Annotated in this window: 24 protein-coding genes; 4 read left to right on the top strand and 20 right to left on the bottom strand. The window is 62.2% G+C overall.

Annotation, left to right across the window (positions count from 1 at the left end):
* Nucleotides 1-119: 119 nt before the first annotated feature.
* The 9 genes from ABD206_RS03460 to ABD206_RS03420 all read right to left on the bottom strand — a co-directional run bounded on the left by ABD206_RS03460 (nt 120) and on the right by ABD206_RS03420 (nt 9,224).
* Nucleotides 120-407 carry a hypothetical protein gene (locus ABD206_RS03460; RefSeq protein ID WP_344069293.1) on the bottom strand — a complete coding sequence of 96 codons (288 nt, stop codon included), beginning with the start codon at nt 405-407 and terminating at the stop codon, nt 120-122.
* On the bottom strand, nt 400-774 hold the full coding sequence (locus ABD206_RS03455) for a hypothetical protein (RefSeq protein WP_344069290.1): 375 nt from the start codon (nt 772-774) through the stop codon (nt 400-402). Before ABD206_RS03455 ends, ABD206_RS03460 begins: the two co-directional genes overlap by 8 nt.
* 364 nt (nt 775-1,138) lie before the next feature.
* A complete protein-coding gene (locus ABD206_RS03450) occupies nt 1,139-1,765 on the bottom strand; it encodes a class II aldolase/adducin family protein (protein WP_344069288.1) in 627 nt (208 codons plus the stop codon).
* Complete coding sequence (gene otnK / locus ABD206_RS03445; RefSeq protein WP_344069284.1) at nt 1,762-3,015, bottom strand: 3-oxo-tetronate kinase; 1,254 nt, start codon at nt 3,013-3,015, stop codon at nt 1,762-1,764. The genes ABD206_RS03450 and otnK overlap by 4 nt, the downstream gene beginning before the upstream one ends.
* A 5-nt stretch (nt 3,016-3,020) precedes the next feature.
* Complete coding sequence (locus tag ABD206_RS03440; protein WP_344069281.1) at nt 3,021-4,829, bottom strand: dipeptide ABC transporter ATP-binding protein; 1,809 nt, start codon at nt 4,827-4,829, stop codon at nt 3,021-3,023.
* Complete coding sequence (locus tag ABD206_RS03435; protein ID WP_344069278.1) at nt 4,826-5,635, bottom strand: ABC transporter permease; 810 nt, start codon at nt 5,633-5,635, stop codon at nt 4,826-4,828. The genes ABD206_RS03440 and ABD206_RS03435 overlap by 4 nt, the downstream gene beginning before the upstream one ends.
* A gap of 151 nt (nt 5,636-5,786) precedes the next feature.
* Entirely contained in the window at nt 5,787-6,809 is a 1,023-nt protein-coding gene (locus ABD206_RS03430) for an ABC transporter permease (RefSeq protein WP_344069275.1), read from the bottom strand.
* An 8-nt stretch (nt 6,810-6,817) separates the two neighbouring features.
* Nucleotides 6,818-8,131 carry an ABC transporter substrate-binding protein gene (locus tag ABD206_RS03425; protein ID WP_344069274.1) on the bottom strand — a complete coding sequence of 438 codons (1,314 nt, stop codon included), beginning with the start codon at nt 8,129-8,131 and terminating at the stop codon, nt 6,818-6,820.
* Nucleotides 8,132-8,459: 328 nt separating this feature from the next.
* A complete protein-coding gene (locus ABD206_RS03420) occupies nt 8,460-9,224 on the bottom strand; it encodes an SDR family NAD(P)-dependent oxidoreductase (RefSeq protein ID WP_344069272.1) in 765 nt (254 codons plus the stop codon).
* 205 nt (nt 9,225-9,429) lie between these two features.
* Between ABD206_RS03420 and ABD206_RS03415 the strand changes: the two genes are divergently transcribed.
* From ABD206_RS03415 to ABD206_RS03405, 3 genes are read left to right on the top strand one after another with little or no spacing between them, the layout of a single operon-like run.
* The gene (locus tag ABD206_RS03415; protein ID WP_344069270.1) at nt 9,430-10,563 is read left to right on the top strand and encodes an LLM class flavin-dependent oxidoreductase; all 1,134 of its coding nucleotides are present in this window, start codon (nt 9,430-9,432) and stop codon (nt 10,561-10,563) included.
* The gene (locus ABD206_RS03410; protein ID WP_344069267.1) at nt 10,560-10,952 is read left to right on the top strand and encodes a cupin domain-containing protein; all 393 of its coding nucleotides are present in this window, start codon (nt 10,560-10,562) and stop codon (nt 10,950-10,952) included. Before ABD206_RS03415 ends, ABD206_RS03410 begins: the two co-directional genes overlap by 4 nt.
* The gene (locus tag ABD206_RS03405) at nt 10,949-11,311 is read left to right on the top strand and encodes a nuclear transport factor 2 family protein (protein WP_344069264.1); all 363 of its coding nucleotides are present in this window, start codon (nt 10,949-10,951) and stop codon (nt 11,309-11,311) included. Before ABD206_RS03410 ends, ABD206_RS03405 begins: the two co-directional genes overlap by 4 nt.
* Nucleotides 11,312-11,625: 314 nt before the next feature.
* On the opposite strand, the gene ABD206_RS03400 is transcribed toward ABD206_RS03405, so the two are convergent.
* From ABD206_RS03400 to gabT, 9 genes are all read right to left on the bottom strand, one after another.
* A complete protein-coding gene (locus ABD206_RS03400) occupies nt 11,626-12,945 on the bottom strand; it encodes a flavin monoamine oxidase family protein (protein WP_344069261.1) in 1,320 nt (439 codons plus the stop codon).
* Between the two features lie 53 nt (nt 12,946-12,998).
* Nucleotides 12,999-13,880: an SMP-30/gluconolactonase/LRE family protein gene (locus tag ABD206_RS03395; protein ID WP_344069258.1), complete on the bottom strand. Its 882-nt coding sequence runs from the start codon at nt 13,878-13,880 to the stop codon at nt 12,999-13,001.
* 18 nt (nt 13,881-13,898) lie between these two features.
* Nucleotides 13,899-14,435 (bottom strand): flavin reductase family protein, encoded by a 537-nt coding sequence (locus tag ABD206_RS03390; protein WP_344069255.1) that lies wholly within the window; start codon nt 14,433-14,435, stop codon nt 13,899-13,901.
* A 204-nt stretch (nt 14,436-14,639) separates the two neighbouring features.
* Nucleotides 14,640-15,299, bottom strand: a complete 660-nt coding sequence (locus ABD206_RS03385) for an aspartate/glutamate racemase family protein (RefSeq protein WP_344069252.1) — start codon at nt 15,297-15,299, stop codon at nt 14,640-14,642.
* A 23-nt stretch (nt 15,300-15,322) separates the two neighbouring features.
* Nucleotides 15,323-16,078 (bottom strand): SDR family NAD(P)-dependent oxidoreductase, encoded by a 756-nt coding sequence (locus ABD206_RS03380; RefSeq protein WP_344069249.1) that lies wholly within the window; start codon nt 16,076-16,078, stop codon nt 15,323-15,325.
* A gap of 127 nt (nt 16,079-16,205) precedes the next feature.
* Complete coding sequence (locus ABD206_RS03375; RefSeq protein ID WP_344069246.1) at nt 16,206-17,702, bottom strand: PucR family transcriptional regulator; 1,497 nt, start codon at nt 17,700-17,702, stop codon at nt 16,206-16,208.
* Nucleotides 17,703-17,867: 165 nt separating this feature from the next.
* Nucleotides 17,868-19,160, bottom strand: coding sequence for a Glu/Leu/Phe/Val family dehydrogenase (locus tag ABD206_RS03370; protein WP_344069243.1), 1,293 nt, complete (start codon nt 19,158-19,160; stop codon nt 17,868-17,870).
* Between the two features lie 13 nt (nt 19,161-19,173).
* Nucleotides 19,174-20,646: an NAD-dependent succinate-semialdehyde dehydrogenase gene (locus ABD206_RS03365; RefSeq protein ID WP_344071402.1), complete on the bottom strand. Its 1,473-nt coding sequence runs from the start codon at nt 20,644-20,646 to the stop codon at nt 19,174-19,176.
* A gap of 50 nt (nt 20,647-20,696) precedes the next feature.
* Complete coding sequence (gabT, locus tag ABD206_RS03360; RefSeq protein ID WP_344069241.1) at nt 20,697-22,076, bottom strand: 4-aminobutyrate--2-oxoglutarate transaminase; 1,380 nt, start codon at nt 22,074-22,076, stop codon at nt 20,697-20,699.
* A gap of 92 nt (nt 22,077-22,168) precedes the next feature.
* Here gabT and ABD206_RS03355 point away from each other — a divergent pair, with 92 nt between their 5' ends.
* Nucleotides 22,169-23,689, top strand: coding sequence for a PucR family transcriptional regulator (locus ABD206_RS03355; protein ID WP_344069239.1), 1,521 nt, complete (start codon nt 22,169-22,171; stop codon nt 23,687-23,689).
* 32 nt (nt 23,690-23,721) lie between these two features.
* Here the strand turns inward: ABD206_RS03355 and ABD206_RS03350 are convergent, their stop codons facing one another.
* Together ABD206_RS03350 and ABD206_RS03345 are read right to left on the bottom strand one after the other, a co-directional pair.
* Complete coding sequence (locus ABD206_RS03350) at nt 23,722-24,507, bottom strand: metallophosphoesterase family protein (protein ID WP_344069236.1); 786 nt, start codon at nt 24,505-24,507, stop codon at nt 23,722-23,724.
* A gap of 491 nt (nt 24,508-24,998) precedes the next feature.
* Nucleotides 24,999-26,294, bottom strand: coding sequence for a tyrosine-type recombinase/integrase (locus tag ABD206_RS03345; protein WP_344069233.1), 1,296 nt, complete (start codon nt 26,292-26,294; stop codon nt 24,999-25,001).

Genomic DNA, 26,294 nt, shown 5'->3' with positions numbered 1-26,294 from the left:
GCAACCACTCCCCCTCGCTGCTCCTCAGCCTTAGCTTCAGGAGAGTCGGCGAACACATGACCCGCCGAGAGCGACTTTCGATTGGCATCCCTCATTCGCCGCACGCTGGCGCGGCCCTCTCATACCAGCCGCAGCGTCGGCCGGGCCACAGTCTGGCCACGACCGGCGAACTCGAGTGTGTGGATGCAGGTGGTGAGCCCGACCCGGTGGGTGGTGGGGTCGGTGATCATGTCACCGACGGCGATCACCAGAAGCTCCCGCTCGTGCGGGTGGAGGCGGGCGGTGTCGAGGACCCAGTTGATGTCATCGCGGAGGCGGGACCCGGTTGCGGCTTCGGCGCCCGGGTAGGTGGCGGCCATGATGGCGGCGCGGACGATGATCTCATCCGCCATGTCACGGTCAAGCACGGCGGCGCACCCCCACCGGACCTGTCGCCAGACGAATGAACCGCCACGCGCGAGCCTCCACCTCCGCGTCCACATCCTCATACGGTGTCGCACCGCGGGCGATGCGGGCCCGGTTGTCCAGGAGCACGTCCTCCCGCAGCTGACGCCCGTGGTGTCGGAGGATCACCCGCAGCTCATAGTCGGTGGGGTCAGGGAGGTGGGAGGCCACCGCCCGCCAGAACACGACCCGTTCATGGTCCTCCCGCGCCTGCCGGCACGACCGTTCCCACGCGACCAGCAGCCGCATCGCGGTGACCTGCTCCTCCGGCCAGCACCGGGCGAAGAACACCCCCGCTGGGTCCGCCTCGTCACCGACCACAGACGACACCTGACGCCCCTCATCCGGGGCGGCACTTCCGTCCCCTTCCAAGAGGCAAGACACGGGTAGGTGCGGGGCATTACGCGGTTTCGGCCGGATTCGTAGGAGCAGACTTCACAGCCGCATCAGTCAGATGCCATGCCTCCCACATGCTCGACGGAACAGGGCATCGCACCCCCACCGAAAACGACCGTTTTCGGTGGCCTCCGACGGCACCCCGGATCGGCCGCGACACGCCGTGCAGGAACTCACCAAAAACGGTCACCGAAACCATTTCTCACCGAAACACCGGTGCTACCGTTTTCGGTGGTCCCGTGGAGCCATGCCAACAACGACCCACCGGACCACCACCCCGGTCGTGAGCAAGAAGCAACTATTCGCTACGTATGGCTGCAGCCTGTTCATCGCTTAGGGGGCGCGACCGTCGCCCCTCGAGCATTAGAAACAGACGGGACGTCTCTTCAATCTCTTCGACGGCATCCGCGGCAGATTCCAGATCTGCAGCTGCTGCGATCGAGCCGTGATTGCGCATTAGCAGACAGCGCGACGTCACTGCCAACGATTCAACAAGACTGAGAAGGTGCGCACTTCCGGGAGCCGCGTAGTCGACGACCGGGAGACGCCCCACGCGCATCGCGTAGTACGGCGTGATCGTCGGTAGAGCGTCGAACTCCGAGAGGCTTTCGAGACACGAAACCGCGACAGCGTGGGTGGAGTGAAGGTGAGCGACAGCGCGACTCGTCGGGTGATTCCTGTACAGGGCCAGGTGCAGCGGGAGCTCTTTGGTAGGCGGGTCTCCGCCGAGGTGGGTTCCATCGACCGAGACGACAGAAAGCCTCTCCGGATCCAGCCGGCCGAGGCTCACGCCCGACGGCGTCGCCAGAACTTGACCGTGCGAGGCCAGACTCAGGTTCCCCGTGCGCCCGGGGGTGAGTCCACGATCGTAGAGAGCCGCACCAATCCGCACAAGCAGGTCACGATCGGCGCGCGAGAAGGTCACGAGGTCCTCATGACAAGCGCATCACGGAAGAAAGTTGGCGCGCCGAAGTTGCCAGACTTGAACGCGATCGCCATTCCTGAGTCTGTGAGAATCCAGGGCACGCCGACAGCAATATCGGCACCAGTTCGCGCTGACCGGAGGCGGAGCGCATCGGCCACGGCGCCGGAAGTCTCTCCCCCAGCGACGATGAGACGGCGCACTCCGAGCGCGGACAGCGCAACGCCAATCTTGCCCATTGCAACTTCGATTCGTCCGGACAGATCACCAGCTGCGTCGTTCGACCCATCCGTTGCCCGCCCGCCAGCAGTGCGGTCAGACGCGATCAGAATCGGACCCCGTGAGAGGTGACGCTGAGCGAACTCTGCTGCAATCGCGAGCGGGTCACCGTCAAGGAAGTCCTCGGCCCGAAGCATGAGGGTTGCGCCACCAAAGCGCTTGATCTGCTCCCGAGTAGCACTCGACAAGCTCCCCGCGAGAACCGCCGCAGGCCCGTCAGGTAGCGCAGGGGGAACAGCGCCTGCAGAAGTAGGAGAGCCAACTCGAGCTCGTGCTGCCACTGCGAATGCCGCGCCGAAGGCCGCACTGCCGGCTGCGATCGGGTCGGAGGCCACCGCCGCCGCAACCGCATCGAGGTCCTCATCACAGGTCGAATCAGCGATGATGTGATGACCGCCAGAACTACGATCCCCGATATCGGCCAGTCGGTTAACGATGGCGTCCGGGCCCTTGACGATCGTGGGCATGGTGAGCAGATCCACGGACCGGCCAGTCTGGGAACCGAGAACCCGACCAAGGTGGGAGTCTCTCATCGGATTGAGCGGATGATCCCGCATGGGGGACTCGCTTAGCAGCTCGTCACCTACAAATAGATGCCCCCGGTAGACAGTGCGCGCATTCGCGGGGTATGCGGGCGTGTGGACGACACGTCGAGCACGCGTGAGATCAGCTAGTGCGTCAGCGATCGGCCCGATGTTACCTTCGGGCGTCGAGTCGAACGTGCTGCAGTACTTCGAAAAGATCTGATCAATGCCCGCGCTCTGGAGAGCGACCGCCGCTGATTCCGCCCGCGCACGTGCGATCCGAGCAGGAACGCTGCGAATCTTCAACGCGACTACAACTGCGTCACCCTCCGCCTGGATAGCGTCGGAACCGAACACTATTCGTGTGTCGAAACCTCTCCCGACGAGCGCGCTGGCAAGATCCGTTGCGCCCGTGATGTCATCGGCAATAAAGCCGATCGGTCGAACCATGCGGGTCACCCTGCGATCGCGTCCGCGAAGCGCGGGAGATCTGCCATCAGCTGCTGCGTGTACGGGTGCTGAGGCGCAGTTATGACCTGCTCAACCTCACCCGTCTCGACCACACGCCCCTGTTCGAGCACCATGATGTCCTGCGCGATGCTTCGTACAACGGCGACGTTGTGGGTAATGAAGAGCATCGAAAGGCCCCGTTGGTACTGCAATTCGCGAAGCTGCTCGATGACCAGCGCCTGGACGGATACGTCGAGTGCTGATGTGATTTCGTCGCAGATCAAAAGATCCGGGTCGACGATGAGCGCGCGCGCAACGGCGACGCGCTGCCGCTCTCCGCCCGAAAGTTGCTCAGGCATTCGGTCGGCAAGGTCGGCGCCGAGAGCTACCAGTTCAAGCATCTCGCCCACTTTCCGGCGCCGCTCCAAACGAGGTAGCCGCTCGAAGAAGCGCAGCGGCTCCTCGACGTTTTCACCCACCGTGAGGCGAGGGTTCAGGGAAGCATGCGGGTTCTGGAAGATGTATTGGATGCGCTTGCGCTGCTCGGGGCGTCGGCGCTGCACTCGAGGTTCCAACAGATCGCCGTCATAGCTCACAGGCCCATCCCAAGAGCTGTGTAGGCCGGCAAGGCATCGCGCAAGAGTGGTCTTGCCCGAGCCAGACTCACCCACGATTCCTACGCACTTTCCAGCTTCGATCGAGAACTGCACATCATGCAGCGTTTGTTTCGCGCCGTACCAGGCTGAGAGCCCCTGAACATCAAGAACCGCGCCGCGCGATTCGCTCGCCACCGACCGCGGTGCCGATGTTGCTGTGGCCATCGACGACCTGCTGTCCAGCGGGTGGAAACAACGCACCTGATGCTCGTCACCGAGCAGCTCGAGTGTCGGATTCACTGAACGACATTCGGCGGTTGCCGCCGCGCAACGTTCCACGAACCCGCAACCGGCGGGCCACCGTCCTGGGCGCGGCGGCCGGCCGTCGATTCCGATAAGCACGCCAGAGCGCTCCGGGGTCGGAGCGGCCTGCAGTAGCCGCGCCGTATATGGATGACGTGCACCTCCGAATATCACCGAAGACTGCGCCCGCTCGACAAGGCGGCCGGCATACATCACCGCGACATCGTCGGCGACTTCAGCAACCACCGGAAGATCATGACTGACGTACACGGCGCTCACGTCGTGCGCGGATGTGAGCTGGCGAATGGTCTGGAGAATGTGACGCTGTGTAGTCACGTCCAGACCAGTCGTCGGCTCGTCAAGCACAACAACCCGAGGTCGACATGCGAAAGCCATTGCGATCGCGACTCGCTGCGCCTGCCCCCCCGAGACTTGGTGCGGGTAACTCTTCAAGAGCGCCGCGGTAGCGGGGAGCCGCACTTCGTCTAGCAAAGCGGCCACTCGATCGTCGATCGACTCCGAGTGAGATCCCATGTCGTGGACACGCATCGCTTCCGCGAGCTGATACCCGAGCGTCAGCGAAGGATTGAGTCCGCTGGTTGGGTCCTGGGGCACATAGGAGATGAGCGTACCGCGGGCCTTTCGAAGATCTGCCGCGGACAGATCGAGGACGCTGGTGCCAGCGATATCCACTTGCCCCTGGGCAATCGTGAGTCCACGCCTCGCATAGCCGAGAAGAGACAACGCAACCGTGCTCTTGCCCGACCCGGACTCGCCGACAAGGCCCATCACCTGCGCCGGGCGGAGCGTGAACGAGACGTCTTCGACGACTGGAGTACGAGACCGGGTCAGAACAACCCCTAGCCCTTCAACCCGCAGTCGCGGCTCCGTCGATGAAATGGAGTCGGAAGTCACTTTGAACCCTTCGAAGCGGAAGTCTTAGATCCGAGGACAGCGCTCTCGCCGCGTGTTTCACCGAGGTTCGCGCGCGCGATTGCGTCGGCGAATGTGTTTGTGCCTACTGCGAGCAGAGCCAAGAGAATCGCGGGAGCCAACACCCCCCACGGGTTCGCGCCCATTCCAATGCGGTTCTCGTTCACCATCACGCCCCAGTCAGGCGCTGGCGGTGGTGCGCCGAGTCCGAGGAAGCTGAGGCCGGCGATGAGAACGATCGAGTAGCTGAGCCGAAGACCAAGCTCGACCATGAGCGGTGTAGTCAGATTGGGGAAGACATGCCGAGCAAGTACGGTCCGTGTCGGAACACCCCACACTGCGACAGCCTTCACGAAGTCCTTCTCCACGACGGACTGGGCGGCACCATAGATCACGCGGGCGGTCTGAGGCGCTTGAGAAAGCCCGACTGCGAGGATCAGGAGCCACCATTGCGGCCCGAGCAAGCTCAGCAGCAGGAGCGAGAAGACGAGCTGGGGAATCGCGAGCACGACGTCGATGCCGCGCATGAGGAGGTTTTCAACGAACCCTCGACGGTACGCGGCGACAACACCAACTATTGCGCCAGTCCCCACGGCGAGGAGCGTTGCTGCGAACGCGAGCAACATGAGGTGCTGGCCGCCGTGCAGCAACCGCCCCAGCACACTGCGTCCGAGCACGTCGGTGCCGAAAACCCCCGCCCCTCCAGTGAACGGACTCGAGAAAGGCGGCGCGACAAAGTCGGTAGGTGAGATTGGGATGAGCGGCCCAAGGAGCGCGATCAGCAGCACAAGGCCTGCCAGTGCTGCACCAACGATGCCTCGGGTAGTGCGAAGTGCCGTAGACAGTACGCGCCTTATGGCTCCCGCGCCCTTGCGGGGCGCAGGACCACTGGGTAATTGGATGACTGTTGAGTTCGTCATGGTGGTTGTAGGCATCGTCTTACCTCGGTGCGCGTCGTCGGGGCGTTGATAGAAGGACGAGCACGTCCGTCAGGATGTTGAGAGCGACGTAGAAGACTGCGAGCAGTACAACAATGAACTGCAGAACAGTGACGTCACGCACCCTGACGGCGTCTGCAAGCGCCAAACCAATCCCCGGGTACTGGAATACGGTCTCGACCAGGACGATCCCGCCCGCGAGATAGAGGAGGTTCAGACCGAAGACCTGGATTGCGGGCGGGACCGCGTTCGGCAGTGCATGCCTAAACAGCAGTCGTGAAGCACCAACGCCCTTGAGTTCGGCCACTTCCGCATAGTCGCTGGTGAGCGCCTCAATCATCGATGCGCGGACCATACGGAACATATACGGAGCCGTGACGATAACAAGCGTCAAGGCGGGGAGCACAAGCTTGATCGGCTGGTTCCAGATCCGCTCGTCCGGCGGAATGATCGACACGGCCGGGAACCAATCGAAGATCCCCCCCGAGAAGACAAAGATGACGAAGACTCCGACGACGAATTCCGGCAGTGCACTGGCGACGAGGGCGAGTACCGAGGCTGTGTCATCGAGTGCACTGTCCCGCCGGTGCGCCGCAATTACGCCGCCCACAACACCAACAAGTGTCGCCACGAGTGCAACGATCGCCACCAGCACCACCGAGTTCGCTAGTCGCGGAAGTACGACCTCAGTGACCGGCACTTGACTGGCGAGGGAGAGTCCGAAGTCGCCTACAGCGAAACTCCCAAACCAATCGAGCATCCCCGCGAGGACGCCCTGGTCCAGACCCAGCTCCGCCCTCAATCTCTCAAGTGCTTCTGGCGTTGCAAACTGTCCCAGGATCGCCGTTGCAGCGTCACCCGGGAGTACTCGCGTTGCGAGGTACGTGAGCATCGCAACAAGCAGGACCGACAAGACACCCAGCGGAATGCGCCACAGCAGCAGTCGCCGCACCGGGCGCGCGGCGCGAGTCCGGGGGGACTCACTCCGCGCACCCAGCGCGATCGAAGATGAAGGCGTCTTCATTGCGATACTCATTCGCCGCTGGCGATCCAGACGTTCTGCCAGCTGCCACCGTTGACCGGAATTCCCGTGATGTTGGGGGTCACGCCACCAACCTGGTCGGACATTCCTTCGATACCGGGGAAGTACACCGGGATGATGTAGCCGCCGTTGTCGTAGTCGAACTGGATGAGTCCTTGAACGAGCTCGTCCCGGGCCGCCTGATCAACGGTCGCAATCGCCTCGTCGTAGAGCGTCTGCCACTCGGCATTCGCCCAATGCGTTTCGTTCCAGGGCGCACCTTCTGCAAGACCCTGCTGCGCCATCGTGAGGTACGCACTGGTGTTCCAGAAGCTCATCGCAAACGGAACCTGCGCGTACGACTGCGACCAGAACTGTGTGGCGTCCTGAGTAATCACATTTACAGTCACCCCTGCCTCGGCTGCCTGCGTCGCGAAGACGCTGGCGATAGCCTCGGCACCAGGGCCTACCGGGGCCGTGTACAGATCAACCTGGAGGTCCGAGTACCCGGCATCAGCAAGCAACGCCTTGGCCTCCTCAACGTCCTGTTCGCGCTGCGGGACCGCGCCGTCATATGCGGGATCGATTGCCCCGAACACATCGTTCCCGATTGCACCAAGGCCTCCGTAGACCTGCTGGTTCATTGCCTCACGATCGACGAGAAGGCGAAGCGCCTGGCGCACCCGCACGTCGCTGAAGGGCTCCTCGTCCACTCGCATGGTCAGGGGAACGAAACCGCGTGTCTGGGAGACAACAACGTTGCCGCCGCCAGACTCAACCGCCGCCACAGAAGCCGCCGAGAGCTGATCGATCAGGTCAACCTCTCCCGACTGGAGCGCGTTGATCTGAGCAGTCTCATCAGCGAAGTCGATGATGACCAGCTCGTCAAGATAGGGCTTGCCGTCCTGCCAGTATCCGTCGTACTTCGCGAACGTCGATTCCTGGCCCGGCGTGAACGAGACGTACTGGAAGGGACCCGTACCAACCGGGTTAGCAGGGTCGTAGCCTTCAGGCACGATTCGGGTGGCGAACACGTCCGCCAAGCCCTCAACGAAGATGCTGTACGGAGCCGTGAACGGAATCGTAAGCGTCAAATCATCGACGATCTGCGCATTGGCCAGATCGATCGGCCCCATCGTCGATAGACCCGGGAACCCGTTCTCTTCGATACGACGCAGCGAAAACAGCACATCTGCCGAGTCCAGGGGCGAGCCGTCCTGGAACGTGATGCCAGGCTTGAGCGTAATCGTCCACTCTGTTGCATCATCGTTCGGCACGATCGAGTCAGCGAGCACCATCTCCGGCTCACCGGTGTCGGCGTTCATCTGTACGAGCTGCTCGAACAGTGCCCCAACTCGAATGAAGTCGATCGTTGTGAGCGGGTTCTGTGCGTCAAGCGTGTCCCCGCTACCTCCACCGGTCGCACCGACCCGGATCGTTCCGCCGTCGACTGGCCCAGCAGCTGTGGTGTCGTCCGGCTGGCTCCCGCCGGAGGTACTGCAGGCTACGAGGCTGATCGCCGCGAGAGCAATCGCGCCGGCCTTCAAGATTGTTCTGCGACCTCGCGTAAGGCGATTGGTCATAGAGCTGTGTTCCATGGTGCTTCCACTCTCCCTTGTTTCTCCTGACTTGTGCGGCGAATCGGGCTCGCCGCTAGGTGAGGTTGATACCGCCGTCGACCAGCAAGTCGATTCCGGTGATGTACGAAGACTCATCCGATGCGAGGAAGACAACTGCCTGCGAGATCTCGGTCGTCTTCGCCATGCGGCGCATGGGGATCTTTGCGACATCCTTCGCAACGCGCTCCGGATCGGTCTTCTCCGAGTGCTCAACCTGAGCGGTACGGACATACCCCGGAGAGATCGAGTTGACGCGAATGCCATGGCTCGCAAGATTCATGGCCGTGTTGCGCGTGATACCGAGGACAGCAGCCTTCGACGATACGTACGCGACAAATCCGTTCTCAGCGCCGCCGCGATGGGCCCACGAAGACGCGATGTTGATGATCGAACCGCCACCAAGCGCCGTCATCCCAGGCACAACCGCCTGGATGCCGAGGATGATGCCGGTCTGGTTGATCGAGATGACGCGATCCCATTCGTCCTTGGTGATGTCAACGATGGACGTCGGTGAACTGATCCCTGCGTTATTGACGAGAATGCTCACTGCATCCCATGCCGGATCGATGCTTGTCAGCACCGACTCCCAATCATCCTTGGACGCGACGTTGAGGTGCCGGTAGACGACGGAGAATCCCTCCGCGTTAAGACGCTCGGCAAGTGCGCGTCCCTGTTCGTCCAGCACATCCGTCGCCACCACGCGAGCACCCTCGCGAGCCAGCCGCTCAATATGCGCAGCACCCTGTCCTTGGGCCGCACCGGTAACGAGTGCAGTCTTGTTTTCGAGCCGATCAACCATGCCGAGAAGTCTCCCGGCGGCCCAAAATGAGCGCCACTGTACGCGAGTACGGACTCACCGAGCTGATCTAGATCGCCGGAGCAACGTTGTACCCACCGATAGTCAAGCGGCTGCATTTTGCACTCAACGCCAGTTGTGGGCCTTTGCTCCGTGATCGAGCTTTGCTGTGTACCACTGTGACACCCGAAGGGAATCGGACTTCATCATGGATCTAGGATTCTTCAGCCCCCCGTACGCCGAGGAGTATGTCGCGGGTCGACGAACTCTTCAGGAGGTCATCGAATGGGACCTGCAAGTTGCCCGCTGGGCAGACGAGTATGGGCTGGCAGAGCTGTATTTTGCTGAGCATCACACAATTGGGCACGAGCCGAGTCCCGCGCCCGATCTGATGATCGCTGCGGCCGCTCGTGAGACCACGCGGCTCCGACTTGGCGCGGCAGCGCACCTGCTTCCGTACCACAACCCCATGGCACTGGCTACGCGTCTCATGTACCTCGATCACATGACTGGTGGGCGATACATCGCAGGTTTCGCACCGGGCTCATTCCCCACCGACGGCGGTCTCTTTGGGGTCGGTGCCGGCAACGCCAAGATGATGGATGAGGCACTCGACATCATCGAAGCTCTGTGGACCCGTACAGACCCGTTCCGCATCGAGGGCGAGTTCTGGACCACGGAACTCCCGGCGTACTCCACTCAGTGGAATGGCCCACACCTCAAGCCTTTCCAAAGCCCCCATCCCGAGATCGTGATGACTGGAGTGCAGCCGACATCTCCGACGTTCGTCGACGCGGGTCGACGAGGCTATTCGCCGATGAGCCAGCAGGTTGGCCTCGCCACGCTGCTGAAGCAATGGGAGACGTACACGACCGCGGCCACCGAGGCCGGGCACAACCCCGACCGCTCAAATTGGCGAATCATGCGTGACGTGTTCGTCGCGGACACCGACGAGGAAGCACGTCGTCTGTTCCTTGAAGGCCCAGCCGGACAGACCTGGGACAAGCTCGTCTTGCCGACGTTCCGCACGGTGAGGGACCGCGGCGGCAAGCCGTATGCCCTCGGCGAGCTGCTTCTCGACCCCGGGATGTCGATTGACGAGCTCACTCTGGAGTGGATGGTTGACAACTTCTTCCTCATCGGGTCGCCCGAGACAGTCATCGACAAGATCACCCGGTTCAATGAGCAGGTTGGGGGTGTCGGTGCGCTGCTTTCCTTCGTGTTTGATTACAGCCGCGAGCCCGAGACGTACCGCCGCCACCTCGAACTCCTCGGGCGTGTTGTCGGCCCTGAGGTGGCGCAGCTTGGCCCGCGCGCCGCACGCTCGACAGTCGCAGCATGAGCGCCGCGCAGTCGGCCAGAATCGTCTATGACGGCGATCCTGCCAGCCTGACGTTGTCTGTGCTGGGGCCTCGGAAACCGGCCCTCGCCGGTGCCCCAGTTGAATCCGTCTCAGTGCTCCACCGGGACGACGACGCGCGCTGTGGCGTGTGGGAGTGCACGCCCGGTCGCTTCGCCTCCGCTCGCTCTGGGGACAACGAGCTGATGCACTTCGTCTCGGGTGCTGGGACCATCACGAGCAGCGACGGTTCGGTGTTCGAGATCCACCCGGGCGCAGTGCTCATTGCGCCCGACGGGTGGGCCGGTGAGTGGAACATTCGAGAAACGGTGCGGAAGGTCTACACGATCTGGAACACCAAAACCGTCGGAGAGGCAGGAAATCCCTCATGACCACCATTCGCGACCTGCAAGAGTCGGCCTGGGATGCCGAATGCAGACATGACATTGACACCCTCCTGAGTCACTTCCACCCCGATGCTGTCTTCCACCCTGCGGGGCAACCTCCCCAGCGCGGGCATGCCGCAATTCGAGCCCTTACCGAGGACTTCTACTCGTCGTTCCCGGGACTGGACATCGAAATTGTGGGCGAATGGAGCTCATCCGACAACAGTGCCGCCTTTCAGTTCCGCGCGCTGCTGACCGACATTGGGGGCGGCCGAAGCACTCTTGACGGGATCTGTCTTGTCACCGTTGCGGACGGAGTGTTTACCTCGGTCCGCTATTTCGAGGACGCCCCGGAGCCCGTGTAGCGAGAAGGTCGGCTCCGCAAGAGAGGAGGTGCGCACCGTCAGGGTGCGCACCTCCTCTCTTGCGTTGTTGTTCTGACACTCCTCATCACTGGACGCCGTCGCACGCACCACGTGCGGAGCAGACGCGGATCGTTCTTCCCGATAGGGAGCTGCGAGTCCAATTCCAGGAGGCACCTCGCTAGGTCCTGAGCTAACGGGAACTGGCACGCGCGAGCTGCTCTGGGATCCAAGCCCTCCACTTGCGGGCTAGGCAAGAGCAACGAGTATGGGCCTCACCCACGTGGGTGAGGCCCATACTCGTTGCTCTTCTACCGTCAGTCCGCGTTGAGGATCTCGTTCAGCCGAACAGCGGCCTTACCACCGGTCGCTACTGCACCCTCCATCCAGCCGCGGAAAGCGTGGGAGATGTCAGATCCCGCAAAGACAAGGCGACCTTCTGTCGCTTCGAGTGCCGAGGCATACCTGGAAAGCAGCCCCGCCGGCGGCGTGCACCACGTCCCCTTTGAGTACGGGTCCGCGAACCAGTCATGGCCATCGACCTTGAGTACCACCGCCTCAGGCACATAGCGACGAAGCGCCGCCTCCACGCCTTCGAGGTCGAGCACGTTCAACGCGCGCTCCTGAGTGGAGAACCCCACAACGAGATCGCCACCAAGATCAGTCTCATCCACCGGATAGTCGGTGAAGAAGACATCGATAGGCTCCGCTTGCTCTCCGATTCCGACAATGTGAGGAGGTAGCCCCGTCACGAGCGCCCACAGCTTCTTCGCCGCACCCGACTGACCGATCGCAACTCCAGCCGCCTTGTCAGGCGACAGCGGAGGAACAAATTCGACATCACCAATGCAGTTGAGTGGCAGCGCGATGACCGCGCCACGCGCGCGAAGCAACTCACCAGCCGTGGTCCGAACTACGACACTGTCAACTGTCTGGGTGACTGCTTCAATCGGTGTCGAGTACAGAATGTCTGCACCTGAGTCCTCAAGAATTCGGGTGAGTAGGTCGATGGTGCCGTGCTCGAAGCGATGCGTCGGAATGTGGCCGATAGCGAGCACGTCATCGTTCAGCAGCGGTATCCACGCCATGAGGTGGAGTGCCGAAATCTGGGACAAGTGACATCCAGTCTCTTGCCGTACCCATGAGCCCATGAGCTCCTTCAGCGTGACGGAAAATCCGAAACCATTGAGGTAGTCCTCGAGCGGTACGTCGAGATCCTCAACGCCTTGGGTATCGAGCGGCACCGCTGGATCGATTCGCTTCACCTGAGCGCTCGCTTCAACCACGAAGCGGCGAAGGTCGCGCTCATCGTCTGGGCTGATCGGACACTCCGCGTGGCTCATCACACCATCCAGGATCGACACGTGGCTCTTCGCCTCGGGACTCCGATCGATCGCCACACCATAACGCTCCACCTCCGCCATGAGAGCTGGGTTGCCGTCCGGGTCGAGCCAGTTTCCACCCATCTCCACTGGGAAGTCGGTGTCAGCGAACGGTCGATACCAGGTCCTACCGCCAATGCGATCGCGCGCTTCGACGATCAGAACGCGATTGCCTTGTTTCGCTAGATCTCGCGCTGCCGTCAGACCCGCAAACCCCGCGCCGACCACGAGCACGTCGTACGTTTCATCGTCCACTAGTCATCTCCTACTCTCTCCGCCTGTGCGGGTGGCATAAATGGGACCTGGTGTCAGCCGAGACCGATCGGTAGCTGCAGAGGGTTCCCTCGTTGTCCGGGCGCGCATGCAGTGATGCTGTGGGTTGCCAGAGACGCAAGAACCAAGACATCCAGGCGCGGGCCGGCGAAGGCTACATTCGTTGGTGTTGCAGCGTATACGCCGGACCAATCGTCGACTTCGATTGTCAGCTCACCATCCGGCGCAAGGCGATACACACGATTCGGTTGCCAACATCCGATCCACATACCGCCTTCAAGATCGAAAGCGATACCGTCCGGGACGACCTTGTCAAGCACGACCACTGGTTCACGTGTTCCGCCCGACAACGGCACCCGACTGACCCTTGGCCACGTGGACTCGACAACGTAGAGCCAGTCATCGTGAATAGCGAGGCCGTTCGCAAAGTGGAGCCCGTCGAGCACACGTTCTGTCGTTCCGTCACGTTCGATGCGCACGACACCGCCAGTCGCGGTCCCCCACTCGCCCGAATCGGAAACCCAGAGCCGACCGGTGCTGTCGAACACCGGATAGTTCGGGTACTCGATAGATTCGCCATACTGACGTGCGGCGCCGTCAGCTGTCACACGCTGAATGCAACGATTTCCGACGTCGCAGACGTACACAGATCGAGCGCCGTCGACTGCAAGGCCCAGAAACGAACCCCCGGGGATCTCAGCAACCGTCTGACACGACGAGCCATCGAGGCGGAATCGGTAGAGCTCGCCGCCTTCCCCGCCGGCGTAGAGGCACTCTTCATCCGGCGACCAGCAAATGCCCTCGGGGTGGTTGAGCCCCTCCACAACTGGCCGCAGATCCACCCCAATAACGGACGCAGGAACGCCCGACGTGGTCTGAGGCTCCGATTGGGGTGAGGTGCGGTTCGCGTCAGTCATCGTCGTAAGGCCGATCAATTACGCGATCTGACTGTGGTCGCCGAGTTGGTGCCATGTGCGGTTGTAGTACACGAGCGGTACCTGCTCATCGGCCGAGTCCGATGGGCTCGCTTCCAGCGCTTCCACAAGAACCACGACAGATCCGCCGGCATCCATTGACGTCAGCACGCGTCCGCGAATCCATGCGCGCGCTCCGGGGAAGTAGACCTCCCCTGTAGGCAAAGTCGACCAGAGACTCGTGTCCGAGAAGCGATCAATCCCGCTCGTCGCTCCTAGCTGGGCGAGATCAAGTTGACCCGCGCCGAGAAGGTGTACCACGACCGTCTCCGCCCGGCGGATGGTGGGCGTGCTCGAAGAGTGCGCAGACAATGAGAACATGACGAGCGCGGGGTTCGCACTGACCGAAGACACGGATGTCGCGGTGAGCATTACCGGGCCACGGCCGGCGTCAGCCGTGATGACCGCAACCCCTGCCGGATGCTGGCGGAAGGCCGCTTTGAAGTCGTCGGGCGACATCGTTGCTGCAGCAACGGGAGCAGTCGATGTGCTGGTCATGTTCTTTCCCTTCTGATCCTTGGCCATGGTTCCGTTCCACGTCTATGCCGACATGCTGTTGAACCGCTTAGCCTCACTTCGATGATCCACCGACATCGGTGTGCCATCTATTGGCGTCGCGCACGAAGACCTCATGCTCAGTCATAGGTCCATATAGGTAGGCGTCGAACTTGGGTCGTACGGCCCGCCTGCGGCTGGGAGGCACTACAGGGGCGTGGCAATTGACTGAGCGATCTGCTCGATCGCGAGGCGGGGGCTCGAGAGAACCGGTACACCGCCTGTCTCACGGCCCTCAGCTACACGCGCCATAGAAGCCTGCGCAAGGACAACAACATCAACCTGCGCGACAAGTTGGTCAAGCTCGTCGGCAATGATCGCATCGTGGAGCTCTACATCTCCCCTACCGAGCGCGTCGAAGGCCCCCTCGCACAGACGAGGAAGAATCGTGACATCCCGCGCTTGTCCGTCTGCTGCCGAACGAACAAGGTCCACGGTCGGAACCAAGGTCGTGGGCAGCGTTGCAAGTACTCCAATAGTGCGTCCCATGCCAACCGCGCGCTCCGCCATCGCACGATCCACGCGAAGCACGGGGACTTCACTAGTCGCGGCCAGCTCGTCGACTGCCGCACCGACCGATGAGCATGTGACGAGCACCGCATCCACACCGTAGCTCGCCAGTTGTTCGACGTGTTGAGCAAGCCTTTCGCGGGTGATGCCATCGACAGCGCCGTCTCGTATCGTTCGCTGGAGCAATAGCTCGTCAGCGATGACTACCGTGCCGACACCCGGCAAGTACTCCCCCACGAGCCCGTCAAACACGGGGGCCAGTCGCGAGACGGTGTGAATGATTCCTAGCTTCTGCATAGTCGCTTCCGTCCCCGCGGCCGTCAGTAGATCTCGGCGAGAACGCCACCATCAACAACAAGAGCCTCGCCAGTAACGAAACTCGCGTCGTCCGATGCGAGAAACAGCACTGCACGTGCCACCTCGCGTGGTTGACCGATACGCCCGAGCGGGTACTCTGCTTCTGCTTGCGCCCGGAGAGCAACTGGATCTTCCGCCGCTGCGAAGTATGCCTCGACAAGCGGGGTCTGAATGTCTCCGGGGCACACGGCGTTGCACCGAATCTTGTCCCGTCCATACTTCACCGCAGCGGACTTGGTGAGCGCGAGAACTCCACCCTTTGCCGCACCGTAAGCGGCAAGCATCGGGTCACCCGCCAACGCAACCACAGACGCGACATTCACAATCGCACCACCGCCCGCGGGTCTCATCACGCGAATGGCGTGCTTGCAACCAAAGAAGGGTCCTTTGAGGTTGACGGCGAGGACCCGATCGAGCTGCTCCTCGGAAGTCTCGGCGAGCTCTTGCTCCACCTGAATCGCAGCGTTGTTGACCAGCACGTCAAGCCGCCCGAACCTACGAACAGCTTCGTCAATCAGGAACTCGACTTCAGATTCCTTGGACACGTCAGTGTGAATATATGCGCCGATGCCCGCCATGGTTTCCTCGCCAGCGGGGTCATTGACATCACAACCAAGTACGTTCGCCCCTTCCGCCGCGAACTCACGGGCAAGTGCACGGCCAAGGCCCGAAGCCACCCCCGTTACTACGACACTTTTCCCGTCGAATGCCTTGCTCATGTCTGCGACCTCTCGTTCGTATCCGGCAGCGATCTGTAGCCTGACGCGCGCATGCTGCAATGTCGACTGTGCGCCGGGAACAATCGCCGGCCGCGGTCCATATGGAGGAATAGGAGCAGTGTCCGACTCATGGAGACGTCTGCGCCAGCGCCAGGGCACGGAGGGCGAACCAAAGTTCGCTGACATCACCGATTGAACGCATCGATCGACCCGTGAGGTCCTGAATACGTGTGATCCGATAGTTGACCGTCTGGGTGTGGACAAACAGAGTCTCCGCTGCCTTGCTCGGTGAACGGTCGGACTCAAGGTAGACCTGAAGCGTCTTGACGAGTTCCGTTCCCTGGTCGCGGTCATATTCGAGCAATGGCCCCAAGACTCGGTCGGCGGTCAACTTGGATTCTGCGAGCGTCCGAGGCAGGAAGGAAGGACTTCCTTCGCCATAGTGAGCTAGCCCTGCTCCATCCGGGCTCACCATCTCAAGTGCCCAGCGGGCCTGACGAACGGCATCGCTCAGGTTGCCGGCACCACCAAAAACGTCACTGATGCCAGCACGCCACTCGCTACGAGTTGCTCGTTCCTCAAGCTCGCTGGCGTCCAAGTCAGTGGAACGAACTACGGCAACTGCGATCTGTCCAATCTCTCCGAGGAGGAAAGGAACGTCATGGATGAGCCAACTCCGAGCGAGACGGTCGATTGTGGCGGGACGCCCGTCAACTGCAACTACGCGAAGGTCGCTGCCCAGTCCTCGAGCACGAAAGAGCTCGGCGAGGACGCCTGGCTCAAATCTGCCGCTTAGAGCGTCGTTGATCATTCCTGCACCAGCACGCCGTGCTCGCTCCACGGCCGCGTCTACCCGGTCGATCTCAAGCGCGCACGCAGCCGCTATCTGCTGAAGAACCGCGAGTTGCGGCCGAGTTTCCCCCTCAGGGAACGCGATGAGACAGGCCGACCCTTCGCTTGGTATGGGCATGGTCAGGGCGGATCGCTCACCCACGGCGAGGTTCATCACGAAGGGCGCACGGCCGGAGGATCGGCTGATTTCCGCGTCGTATGCAGCCTTCCAGTCGCGGTCAGGCAGAGTGCCGCCCCGAACGAGCGGCTCCCATGTAGTTGGATCAAGCACGTGCAGCGAACAGCGCACGACTCGACTCAGCCTGTTGACGAACTCCGTGCCGGACAGGTGCTCCCTCAGACTGGCCATCACTTCGCCATGCACACGTGCGATCTTGGTGAACGATTGGTTCTCTTCACGAGCATTCGCTGCGGCAACGAAACGGACGTACTGCGCGAACCCAACTTCATGCGCTCCGTGGATGACAGGAAGCCCGAGCCTGTCCGCCGCAGCGAGCATCTCTTCAGACAACGGGGGGAGGCGATCATCTTCACCAACCACCAACCCACTAAGTCCGGCGGCGGCGAGGTTCTCAACGAACTCGACCTGTGCATGCGGTTCGACCGGCACTATGTAGCCGCAAGTCAACACAAGGTCACCCGGATCGAGCCAATTCCACGGATCAAACGCGTCGCTCACATGAGCCCAGGAAACCCGTCGGTCAAGTCCCGACTCCCCCGCGAGAGGCGTCGCATGCAAGTAGCTCAGCTCAACGAGGTCTCGCACGGTCACGCCACCAGCGTTGGCCGACCGTGCCATCGCTGTTCCGGAATCAGGAGGTTGTACGTCCATCTAGTAACGATAGCTCCGCGACGCCCACTATCGGCTGTGCCCAGATACGGACGTAAGCTCGCAAACTAGATGTGAATATAATCTGACCGACCATCGGGCAGACTTCTACGGGTAGAGCCCCCGAATCCGATGCGCATCGGCGACCCGCTCGACAGCCATCGCAGTTGCTGCATCACGCAGCGACAACGAGTCGCGCGAGCTCCTACTGCGGACAAGACTCCACGCCTCGAGCATCCGCCCACGAAGTCGCTCGTCTACCTCACGCGCCGACCAACGGTATGCCTGATGCGCTTGCACCCATTCGAAGTACGACACGAGGACACCGCCCGCGTTCGCGAGGATGTCGGGGACGACCACAATCCCGCGCTCCTCAAGGATCCGGTCCGCGTCCGCCGTGGTGGGGCCATTTGCACCCTCCACAATGATCCGCGCGGACACCGCTGAGGCATTGTCGGAGGTCAGGACCCCTTCCACCGCAGCGGGGATCAGCAAATCACCGGACAGTTCCAGGAGTTGAGCGTGCTCAATCGGCTCAGCTCCGCCAAAACCGACAAGTGTGCCGGTCCGCGCGACGTGTGACGTCAGGGAGGACACGTCTATGCCCGACGCGGCGTAAATCGCGCCATACCGATCGCTAAGCGCTTGAATCCTGGCGCCGGCCTCCGCGAGCAGTCGCGCGGCCTCCGCTCCGACCTTGCCAAACCCCTGAATTGCGACGCGTGCCTGATCGACCCGAATCCCCTCTTCCTTGAGTGCCGCAAGTGCTACGTGGAACAGCCCCTCGGATGTCGCGGATGAACGGCCGAGTGAACCCCCGATGCTGATCGGTTTCCCGGTAACAACACCCGAGACTGTGAACCCGTTGTTGACGGAGAAGGTGTCCATCATCCAAGCCATCGTGGTTTCATCCGTGCCGATGTCAGGTGCAGGGATATCGCGCTGGGGTCCGATGATCGGCATGATTTCGCTGGTGTAGCGTCGGGTGACGCGCTCAAGCTCAGACGTACTGAAGTCGCGCGGATCAATCGCCACTCCGCCCTTCGCCCCACCGTACGGAAGGTCGAGGAGCGCACACTTCCAGGTCATCCACATTGCGAGCGCTCGCACCTCATCGAGAGAGACACCCGCATCGAAGCGAACGCCGCCCTTCGCCGGGCCACGCGAAAGGTTGTGCTGAACGCGATAACCAGAGAACACCCGCACCGTTCCGTCATCTCGGCGGAGTGGCACACTGACCTGAAGCTCCCGCCGTGGGCGCCGGAGCATCTCGTGGGTGCCCTCGTCGTATCCAAGGAGTGCAACAGCACGCGCTAGCTGAGTTTGGGCACTCGCAAGTGTCTCGATGCCCTTTTCTTCTGCGGGAGTTTTGCCGACGGCCTCGAGAGTAAGAGTCTCCATTTCGGTGCGACCCTCAGCTCACCGGGACGAGTGTGTACTTGGTAGTGAGGAACTCATGGATTCCCTCGACACCACCCTCGCGGCCAAGGCCAGACTGTTTGACTCCACCGAACGGTGCCGCAGCATTTGAGACGACCCCCGCATTCAGCCCCATCATGCCAGTCTCGAGTTGCGTGATCATGCGGTGTCCCCTCGCAAGGTCTTGGGTGAAGACATAAGAGACCAACCCGAACTCGGTTGAGTTCGCTAGAGCGACTGCCTCTTCTTCACTTTCAAATGTCGAAATGGCAAGGATCGGTCCGAAGATCTCTTCGCTGAGAAGTGAACTCCCCAACGGCACGTCAGTAACAACTGTTGGCTCGATGAAACAGCCCTCTCCAGCAACCTCCCGGCCGCCTGTGAGCACGCGCGCACCGCGCCCGAGAGCGTCGGCAACAAGCGCTTGTGCCTTGCTGACGGCTCGCTGGTCAATCAGCGGCCCGATATCGACGCCCTTCTCGGTGCCGCGCCCGACCCTCATGTTCTGGACCCTTTCCGTGACGCGGTGCTCGAACTCCTTGGCCACGCTCTGGTGAACGATGAAACGGTTGGCAGCTGTGCATGCCTGGCCGATGTTCCGAAATTTCGCGAGCATCGCACCTTCAACCGCGAGGTCCAGGTCTGCGTCTTCGAAGACGAGGAACGGCGCGTTTCCGCCTAACTCCATCGAGACGCGCAAGACGTTATCTGCGGCCTGCGAGAGGAGCCGTCGACCGACGGGCGTGGACCCGGTGAAAGACAGCTTTCGCAGGCGGGGATCGGCGATCACAGGCTCAGAGATTGCTGCTGCACGGGTCGTGGTGATGACATTCACCACACCCATCGGCAGCCCAGCCTGCTCAAGAATCGATGCAAGGAACAGCGTCGTGAGCGGCGTGAGTTCAGCAGGTTTGATCACAACGGTGCAGCCGGCCGCAAGCGCGGGGGCGATCTTGCGTGTCGCCATCGCAAGCGGGAAGTTCCAGGGGGTGATGAAGTAGCAGGGCCCAACGGGGTGTTCGGAGACAATCATGTGTCCCGTCCCCTCGGGGTTGACTCCGTACCGACCGGAGATTCGAACGGCTTCTTCGCTGAACCACCGCAAGAACTCGGCGCCGTATGCAACCTCTCCTTTCGCCTCGGCGAGCGGCTTCCCCATCTCGAGCGTCATGAGGAGTGCGAGCTCGTCCGTGTGCCGAATGACGAGTTCGAAAGCGCGACGGAGAATCTCGCTGCGCACGCGGGGTGAAGTAGCAGCCCACGAGTCCTGGGCCGCTACCGCCGCGTCGAGGGCGCGGATTGCATCGGCCGGCGAGGCGTCGGCGATCGAGCTCAGGACCCGCCCCGTCGCTGGATCCTTGACGTCGAAGGTGAGGCGCTCTTCGGCTTCTTCCCATCGCCCGTTGATGAACAGCTTGTTCGGCACCATCTCAAGCAGTGACCACTCGGCAGCCTCACCCGATGCCATACTCGGGCGTGCTCTGGTATCGCTCTCGTTCATCGAGGCCTCCGCGACGTTCATTTGGCGGCCGCCGCGTGAGGCGCCCGAGCGAGCGTTTCGATGATCACGTCAAGTCCCTCAACGAGTAGGGCGGGGCTAATTGACAGTGGCGGAAGTAGGCGAATGATGTTGCCGAATGTCCCACACGTTAGGACGATCACCCCCGAGGAGATGCACGCTTTCGCGATCAAGGAGGCGAGAGCAGCATCTGGCATATTCGTCGCAGGGTCCACGAACTCGACGGCCATCATCGCTCCGCGCCCGCGCACGTCGCCGATCCTCGGATCCTCTGCCTGGACCGCCTTGAAGCGTGTAGTGACGAGCTCTTCGATCTCGCGCGCGCGTTCGATCAGACCTTCGGTCTCATAGACATCGATCGCAGCGAGAGCGGCGGCGCACGCCACAGGGTTGCCCCCGTACGTACCCCCGAGCCCGCCGGCGTGCGCGGCATCCATGATCTCTGCACGCCCGGTGACTGCTGCCAGGGGCATGCCACCCGCGATCCCCTTCGCGGTCGTAATCAGGTCCGGGATGATGCCGAAGTGCTCACTTGCGAACATGGCACCGGTACGCGCAAATCCGGACTGTACTTCATCAGCGATGAACACGACGTCGTTATCTCGGCACCAGCTGACGATAGCGCCGAGGAATCCATCGGCGGGAACGACAAAGCCCCCCTCCCCCTGGATAGGTTCAATGATCACGGCCGCCAGGTCCGCGGCGCCGATCGTCTTCTCAATCTGGGTGATTGCTCGTCGCGCGGCTTCCTCCCCCGAGAGTCCGTCCCGGTACGGGTACGACCCCGCAACGCGGTAGATGTCGGGCGCGAATGGGCCGAACCCGCTCTTGTACGGCATCGCCTTGGCGGTGAGCGCCATCGTGAGGTTCGTACGTCCGTGGTAGGCGTGCTCGAAAGCGACGACCGCATTCTTCTTCGTGTACGCGCGGGCAATCTTGACTGCGTTTTCTACCGCTTCGGCCCCAGAGTTGAACAGCGCGCTCTTCTTCGCGTGATCTCCGGGGGTCACACGGTTCAGTGCTTCTGCAACCTCGATGTATGCCGAGTACGGCGAAATCATGAAGCAGGTGTGGGTGAACTGCGCTGCCTGCGTCGCGATAGCATCGACGACCTTTGGATGCGCGTTGCCGATCGAAGTGACGGCGATGCCGCTACCGAGATCGATGAATGAGTTGCCATCCGCATCAACCACGACGCCACCGCCGGCTGCAACGGCCGCGATCGGAACAGTAGCGCTCACCCCCGCCGCGACTGCCAATGCCTTCCGGTCGAGTGCGGCCTGCGAGTTCGGCCCGGGGATAGAGGTCACGAGCCGACGCTCCTGCGGAAGACTCGGGCCACCGACTGCGGCGTTTGCGGGAACTGACACTGTGCTCATGAGCGCAAGGCTAGGTTCAATACCCCAGTCACCACATTGTCCGCCGTGTACATCTGAGACCCATTCTTATTCGACTTGTACACTTCCTACCCATGGGCACACTTCCGGCAAGCGGTCCCTCGCTCAGGACCTTGCTGCGACTCGGAGATCTGAATCTGCGGCTAGTCACGCCCGAGGAAGAATTGCTGCCGGGCGTACTCGACACCCACATTCGCTGGGTGCACAGCTCAGATCTTCCTGACCCGACCCCGTTCCTGTCCGAGGATGTCGCACTCCTCACGACCGGCACCCAGTTCTTCCCACCCGACGGCGAATGGGACGTCGAGCACTACCGCGCGTACGCCACCCGGTTGGCCCAGCAGCGTGTCCGTGGGCTCGGCTTCGGCACAGAGGTCGTGCGCGAGGGCGTGCCCACCGATCTGATTCGCGCGTGTGCAGAAACTGGCATACCGCTATTTGAGGTGCCTTACCGTACGCCGTTCCTCGCCGTTGCTCGAGCGAATGCGGACGCAAGTGCCGAAGCGACCTACTCGCGACAGAGCTGGGCGCTCGCCGCGCAGCGCTCCCTGTCACTCGCCGCGCTCCGCACCGACGGCGTGAAGGCTACGGTCGCCGAGCTTAGCCGCCAAGTCGGAAGTTGGGTCGCGCTCTTCGATGCGGGCGGCAGCATCATGGAGCAAGCTGGCCCTAGCCCCACGGCCGAAGTTGCGGCGTCGCTTGAGCAGGCCGCCACCGAACTCACGGGTCGCGCCAAGAGCGCAACATCTGTGACTCGTGAACCCGGCGCGAATTTCACGATATCGACCCTCGGCCGTGCGGGAGCCCTACGCGGTGCGCTGGCTGTCGCAACCGCGAGCCTCGACTATGAGGCTCGCGGCGTCGTGGGAGCGGCGGTGGCGACAATCGGGCTGGCACTCGAGCAGCGCGACGAAGGCGAGGAAGTCCTCCGTGGGTTGCGTTCCGGAGTGTCCCTCGCACTGACTGAGGGGCATTTGGAAGTCGCGCGTGGTATCGCCCACTCGGCGGGGATTGTCATACCGGACGCCCCGTTCACAGTCGGCATCTCGAGTCGTCCCGAAAATCCCCTGGCACTGACGCGATGGATGACATCGCATGACCCCGGCGCGCTGTGGTCGATCACTGACGACGGGATACTGCTCGCTGTCAAAGACCCCTCCCTCTTCGATCCACTCACCAAGCGCTTTCGCGTACAGATCGGGACGGCGCGTGCCGATCGTGATGAAGAGATCCCGGCAGCCATTCGACAGGCACGACTTGCGCGAGAGCTCGGCTCCGGAACCGTCACGACATTCGAAGATGTTCAAGAACACGGGCTCATGTATGGACTTCGCGCTGAGTCGGCTGAGGCCATCGCGACCGCATTCTTGCTACCGATCGCAGCACACGATGCAGCGCACAGGACATCGCTTGTGGAGACACTTCGAGCGTGGTTCCTGCATGATTGCGCAAACGAGTCAACCGCGCTCGCTCTAGGCATTCATCGACATACCGTACGCGCCAGAATTTCCTTGGCCGAGAAGCTCCTCGGGCGCGATCTGGCTCAGTTTTCGAATCGGGCCGAAGTCTGGACCGCGCTCGAACTGAGTGGCTGAGATCCTCCACCGAAGGCGACCGCCAAAGCCGCCTACGAAGGATAGTCAACAATCTGCACGGACAGCGACGCGATGTCGAGAAGCGCAATGTTCCCCCGCATCCCATCACACGAAAGGGCGACGACTTCACGACTGTCGGAAGTCAATCCGCGACCCGATACGTGGAGATGACCGTGGATCAACAAGTTGGGTCTGACCGTTCTCCATACCCGGCCGACCCGCTCACGCGATTTCGCGGATGACGTCAGGGCGCTCTCTGACAGGAGTGGACGGTTCGCGGCCATAGCGCGCTGCGCAGCCAGGACTGGGCTGCCCTCCGGCGATTCATGGCAGAGCATGATGTCGGCGACCATCGGCAACGCACTCTCAACCTGGTGGTCTGTAATCTCCTCGTCCGACCACCAGTCCACTCCTGATTGGCGCCACTCGCGGTCGACCGATGTCGCTCCCCCAAGGCTCACTACGGCTCGCCCCATGATCTCGAACTGCCAGGGTCGGGGAAGCAGCCACACGACTTCCGAGACACGCACAGCACACCCGGGATGCGCCGCCAACAACGGCGTATAGGTCCCGTATGGCTCGTGGTTTCCCAGAGTGACGAGAACCCTCCTGATTCCAGTTCTTTTCGCCCAGTAGTCAACAGTGTCGGTACTCATCCAAAAATCGCCGACATGCAGCAGCGTCTCGATCTGACGGTCAATGCGTCCGAGCGCGGGCAAGAGTCGTTGCACCCATCCGACGTTGCCGTGCCAGTCCCCCGCCACCCACACGCGCGGATCGGGCAAGTTCATCGTGCGGGCCGCCTCGAGCACTTCCATGGCGGACAGTCTCACATGCACGCCCGACGAGTCCACGACCGCCACGTCACTGTCGCGACAAGCACCGCCGGCTGCGACGTGGCTTGTCCAAGAGCCCTAGAGTCTCGGCAATCAGACGGCGTTCGGCTTCACCTAGCGTCACATCCCCGTCCGGGGACCCGATCTCTGTGAGCACCGTGCGGATGACGATCTCGTCCGGGTCGGTGGTCCGCCCAATCCGCACAAACGCGTGCAACGCGTTCAGCGCGTGGAGCCGCTCGGGACGAGCAGACGCACCCATAACGCGGGCAAGAAGGAGCCTGACGGTGTGCCACGAGCTCCCGCCCTCCCTGGCGGAGCGTGCACGGCGGCCTTCCCACCAGGCCGCAACCGCAATCAGAATGGCGACCACCCAGATCGCGGCCACCACAACCGTTGTCACCATCGCTAGCTCCTCGCACTCACCCGATGGCGACAACCCGTACCAAGATTTCTGTGCACTTGGTTGGCGGTCATTGGTTCGATCCCAGTTCGTCCCACTCGTCCGCGATCGTGTCGAACTGGCCGAACTCCCCGGCTTCAGCGCGCGTCTCAAGTGAGAGTCTGTGAGCGCTGTGGTCGACGATCGCTTCCCACTGCGCTTGGAGGAGCGCGCGGGCGTCGTAGGTGAGTTCCTTCGGTGCGACATAATACGTGTCGGTGACCCGGGTGCCCGCGTGGCCAAGTACGGATGCTGCCTCCTCGAGGCCAACGACGTGCGCGACTTGCGTGGCGACTGCCTTTCGGAGTGCGTGGGGCCGGTACACCGCAGGAAGGCCCGCCCACTCGCGAACGTTTCGCAGTGCCCTGTGGACTGCCTGTGGGCCTTGAACATTGCCCGTGGCTGTGTGGAACAGGAATTCGTTGCCGACGAGCACACGCGCCGTCTGGCGTCGACGAATGATCTGCACCGCATACTCCGGCAAGGGCACGGCGCGACGGCTGTTCTCGGTCTTGGGGAACGGTTCCCAACGGGTGCCGCCCTTCTCCTTCACAGCACCATTCACCACGCAGTATGGTGTGTCCCCGTCAAGGAAGATGTCCAGCCCGTACCGAAGCCCCATCACCTCGCCGATCCGTAGGCCAGTTGCGAGGATGAGATCGACAGCGTCGAGTGCGTAGTCCGCTGGTCGCGGCCCGCTTCTATGGGGCCGGTTCGTGTATCCGACAATTGCAAGGCGGAACTCGACGAGCTCGGCAACGGCAGGTGCGAAGATCGGCTTCTTCGCGCGAGGGAGACTCTTCACCGTCGCAACAGGGTTTGCCCCGTCACGGCGCCCGGTGTTGATCGCAAAGGCCAATACCTGACCGATGACCGACTTCACGTGACGTGCGAGCGGCCTGTGGTACTCCGCGAGGGCAATGTAGAGCCGGAAGACGTCCCGGGACGTGATTGTCGCGATGCCACGAGCCCCCAACGCCGGATATGCGTGTGCCCGGAGCATCTGCGTGTGACCGATGTGGGTTCCGAGGGCCTTCGTGTGGTCCTCGAGCTTGAGCGCATCGAACGCTAGCCACTCCTCGGCAACCTCTTGGAAGGTTCGCTCGCTGTCGATGGGTTCGCACCCAGGCGAGTTCTCGCGGACCAGCTGCGCGAGTTCGGATTTCATGTCGCGGACAAGTTCGCTCTTGGTTGTTCGGGCCATGCGCTTCTCATCGCGTGTGCCGTCATCGCGCCGGTATTGGACTCGCGCCGCCCATCGGCCGTCCGCGAGCTGTCGCGGTTTGATATCTCCCCAGCTGCCGGCTGGGATCGCGTCACGCACCAT

The organism is Microbacterium sediminicola, from assembly GCF_039531125.1.
Lineage (GTDB): Bacteria > Actinomycetota > Actinomycetes > Actinomycetales > Microbacteriaceae > Microbacterium > Microbacterium sediminicola.
This window is presented reverse-complemented; position numbering and strand designations above follow the sequence as displayed.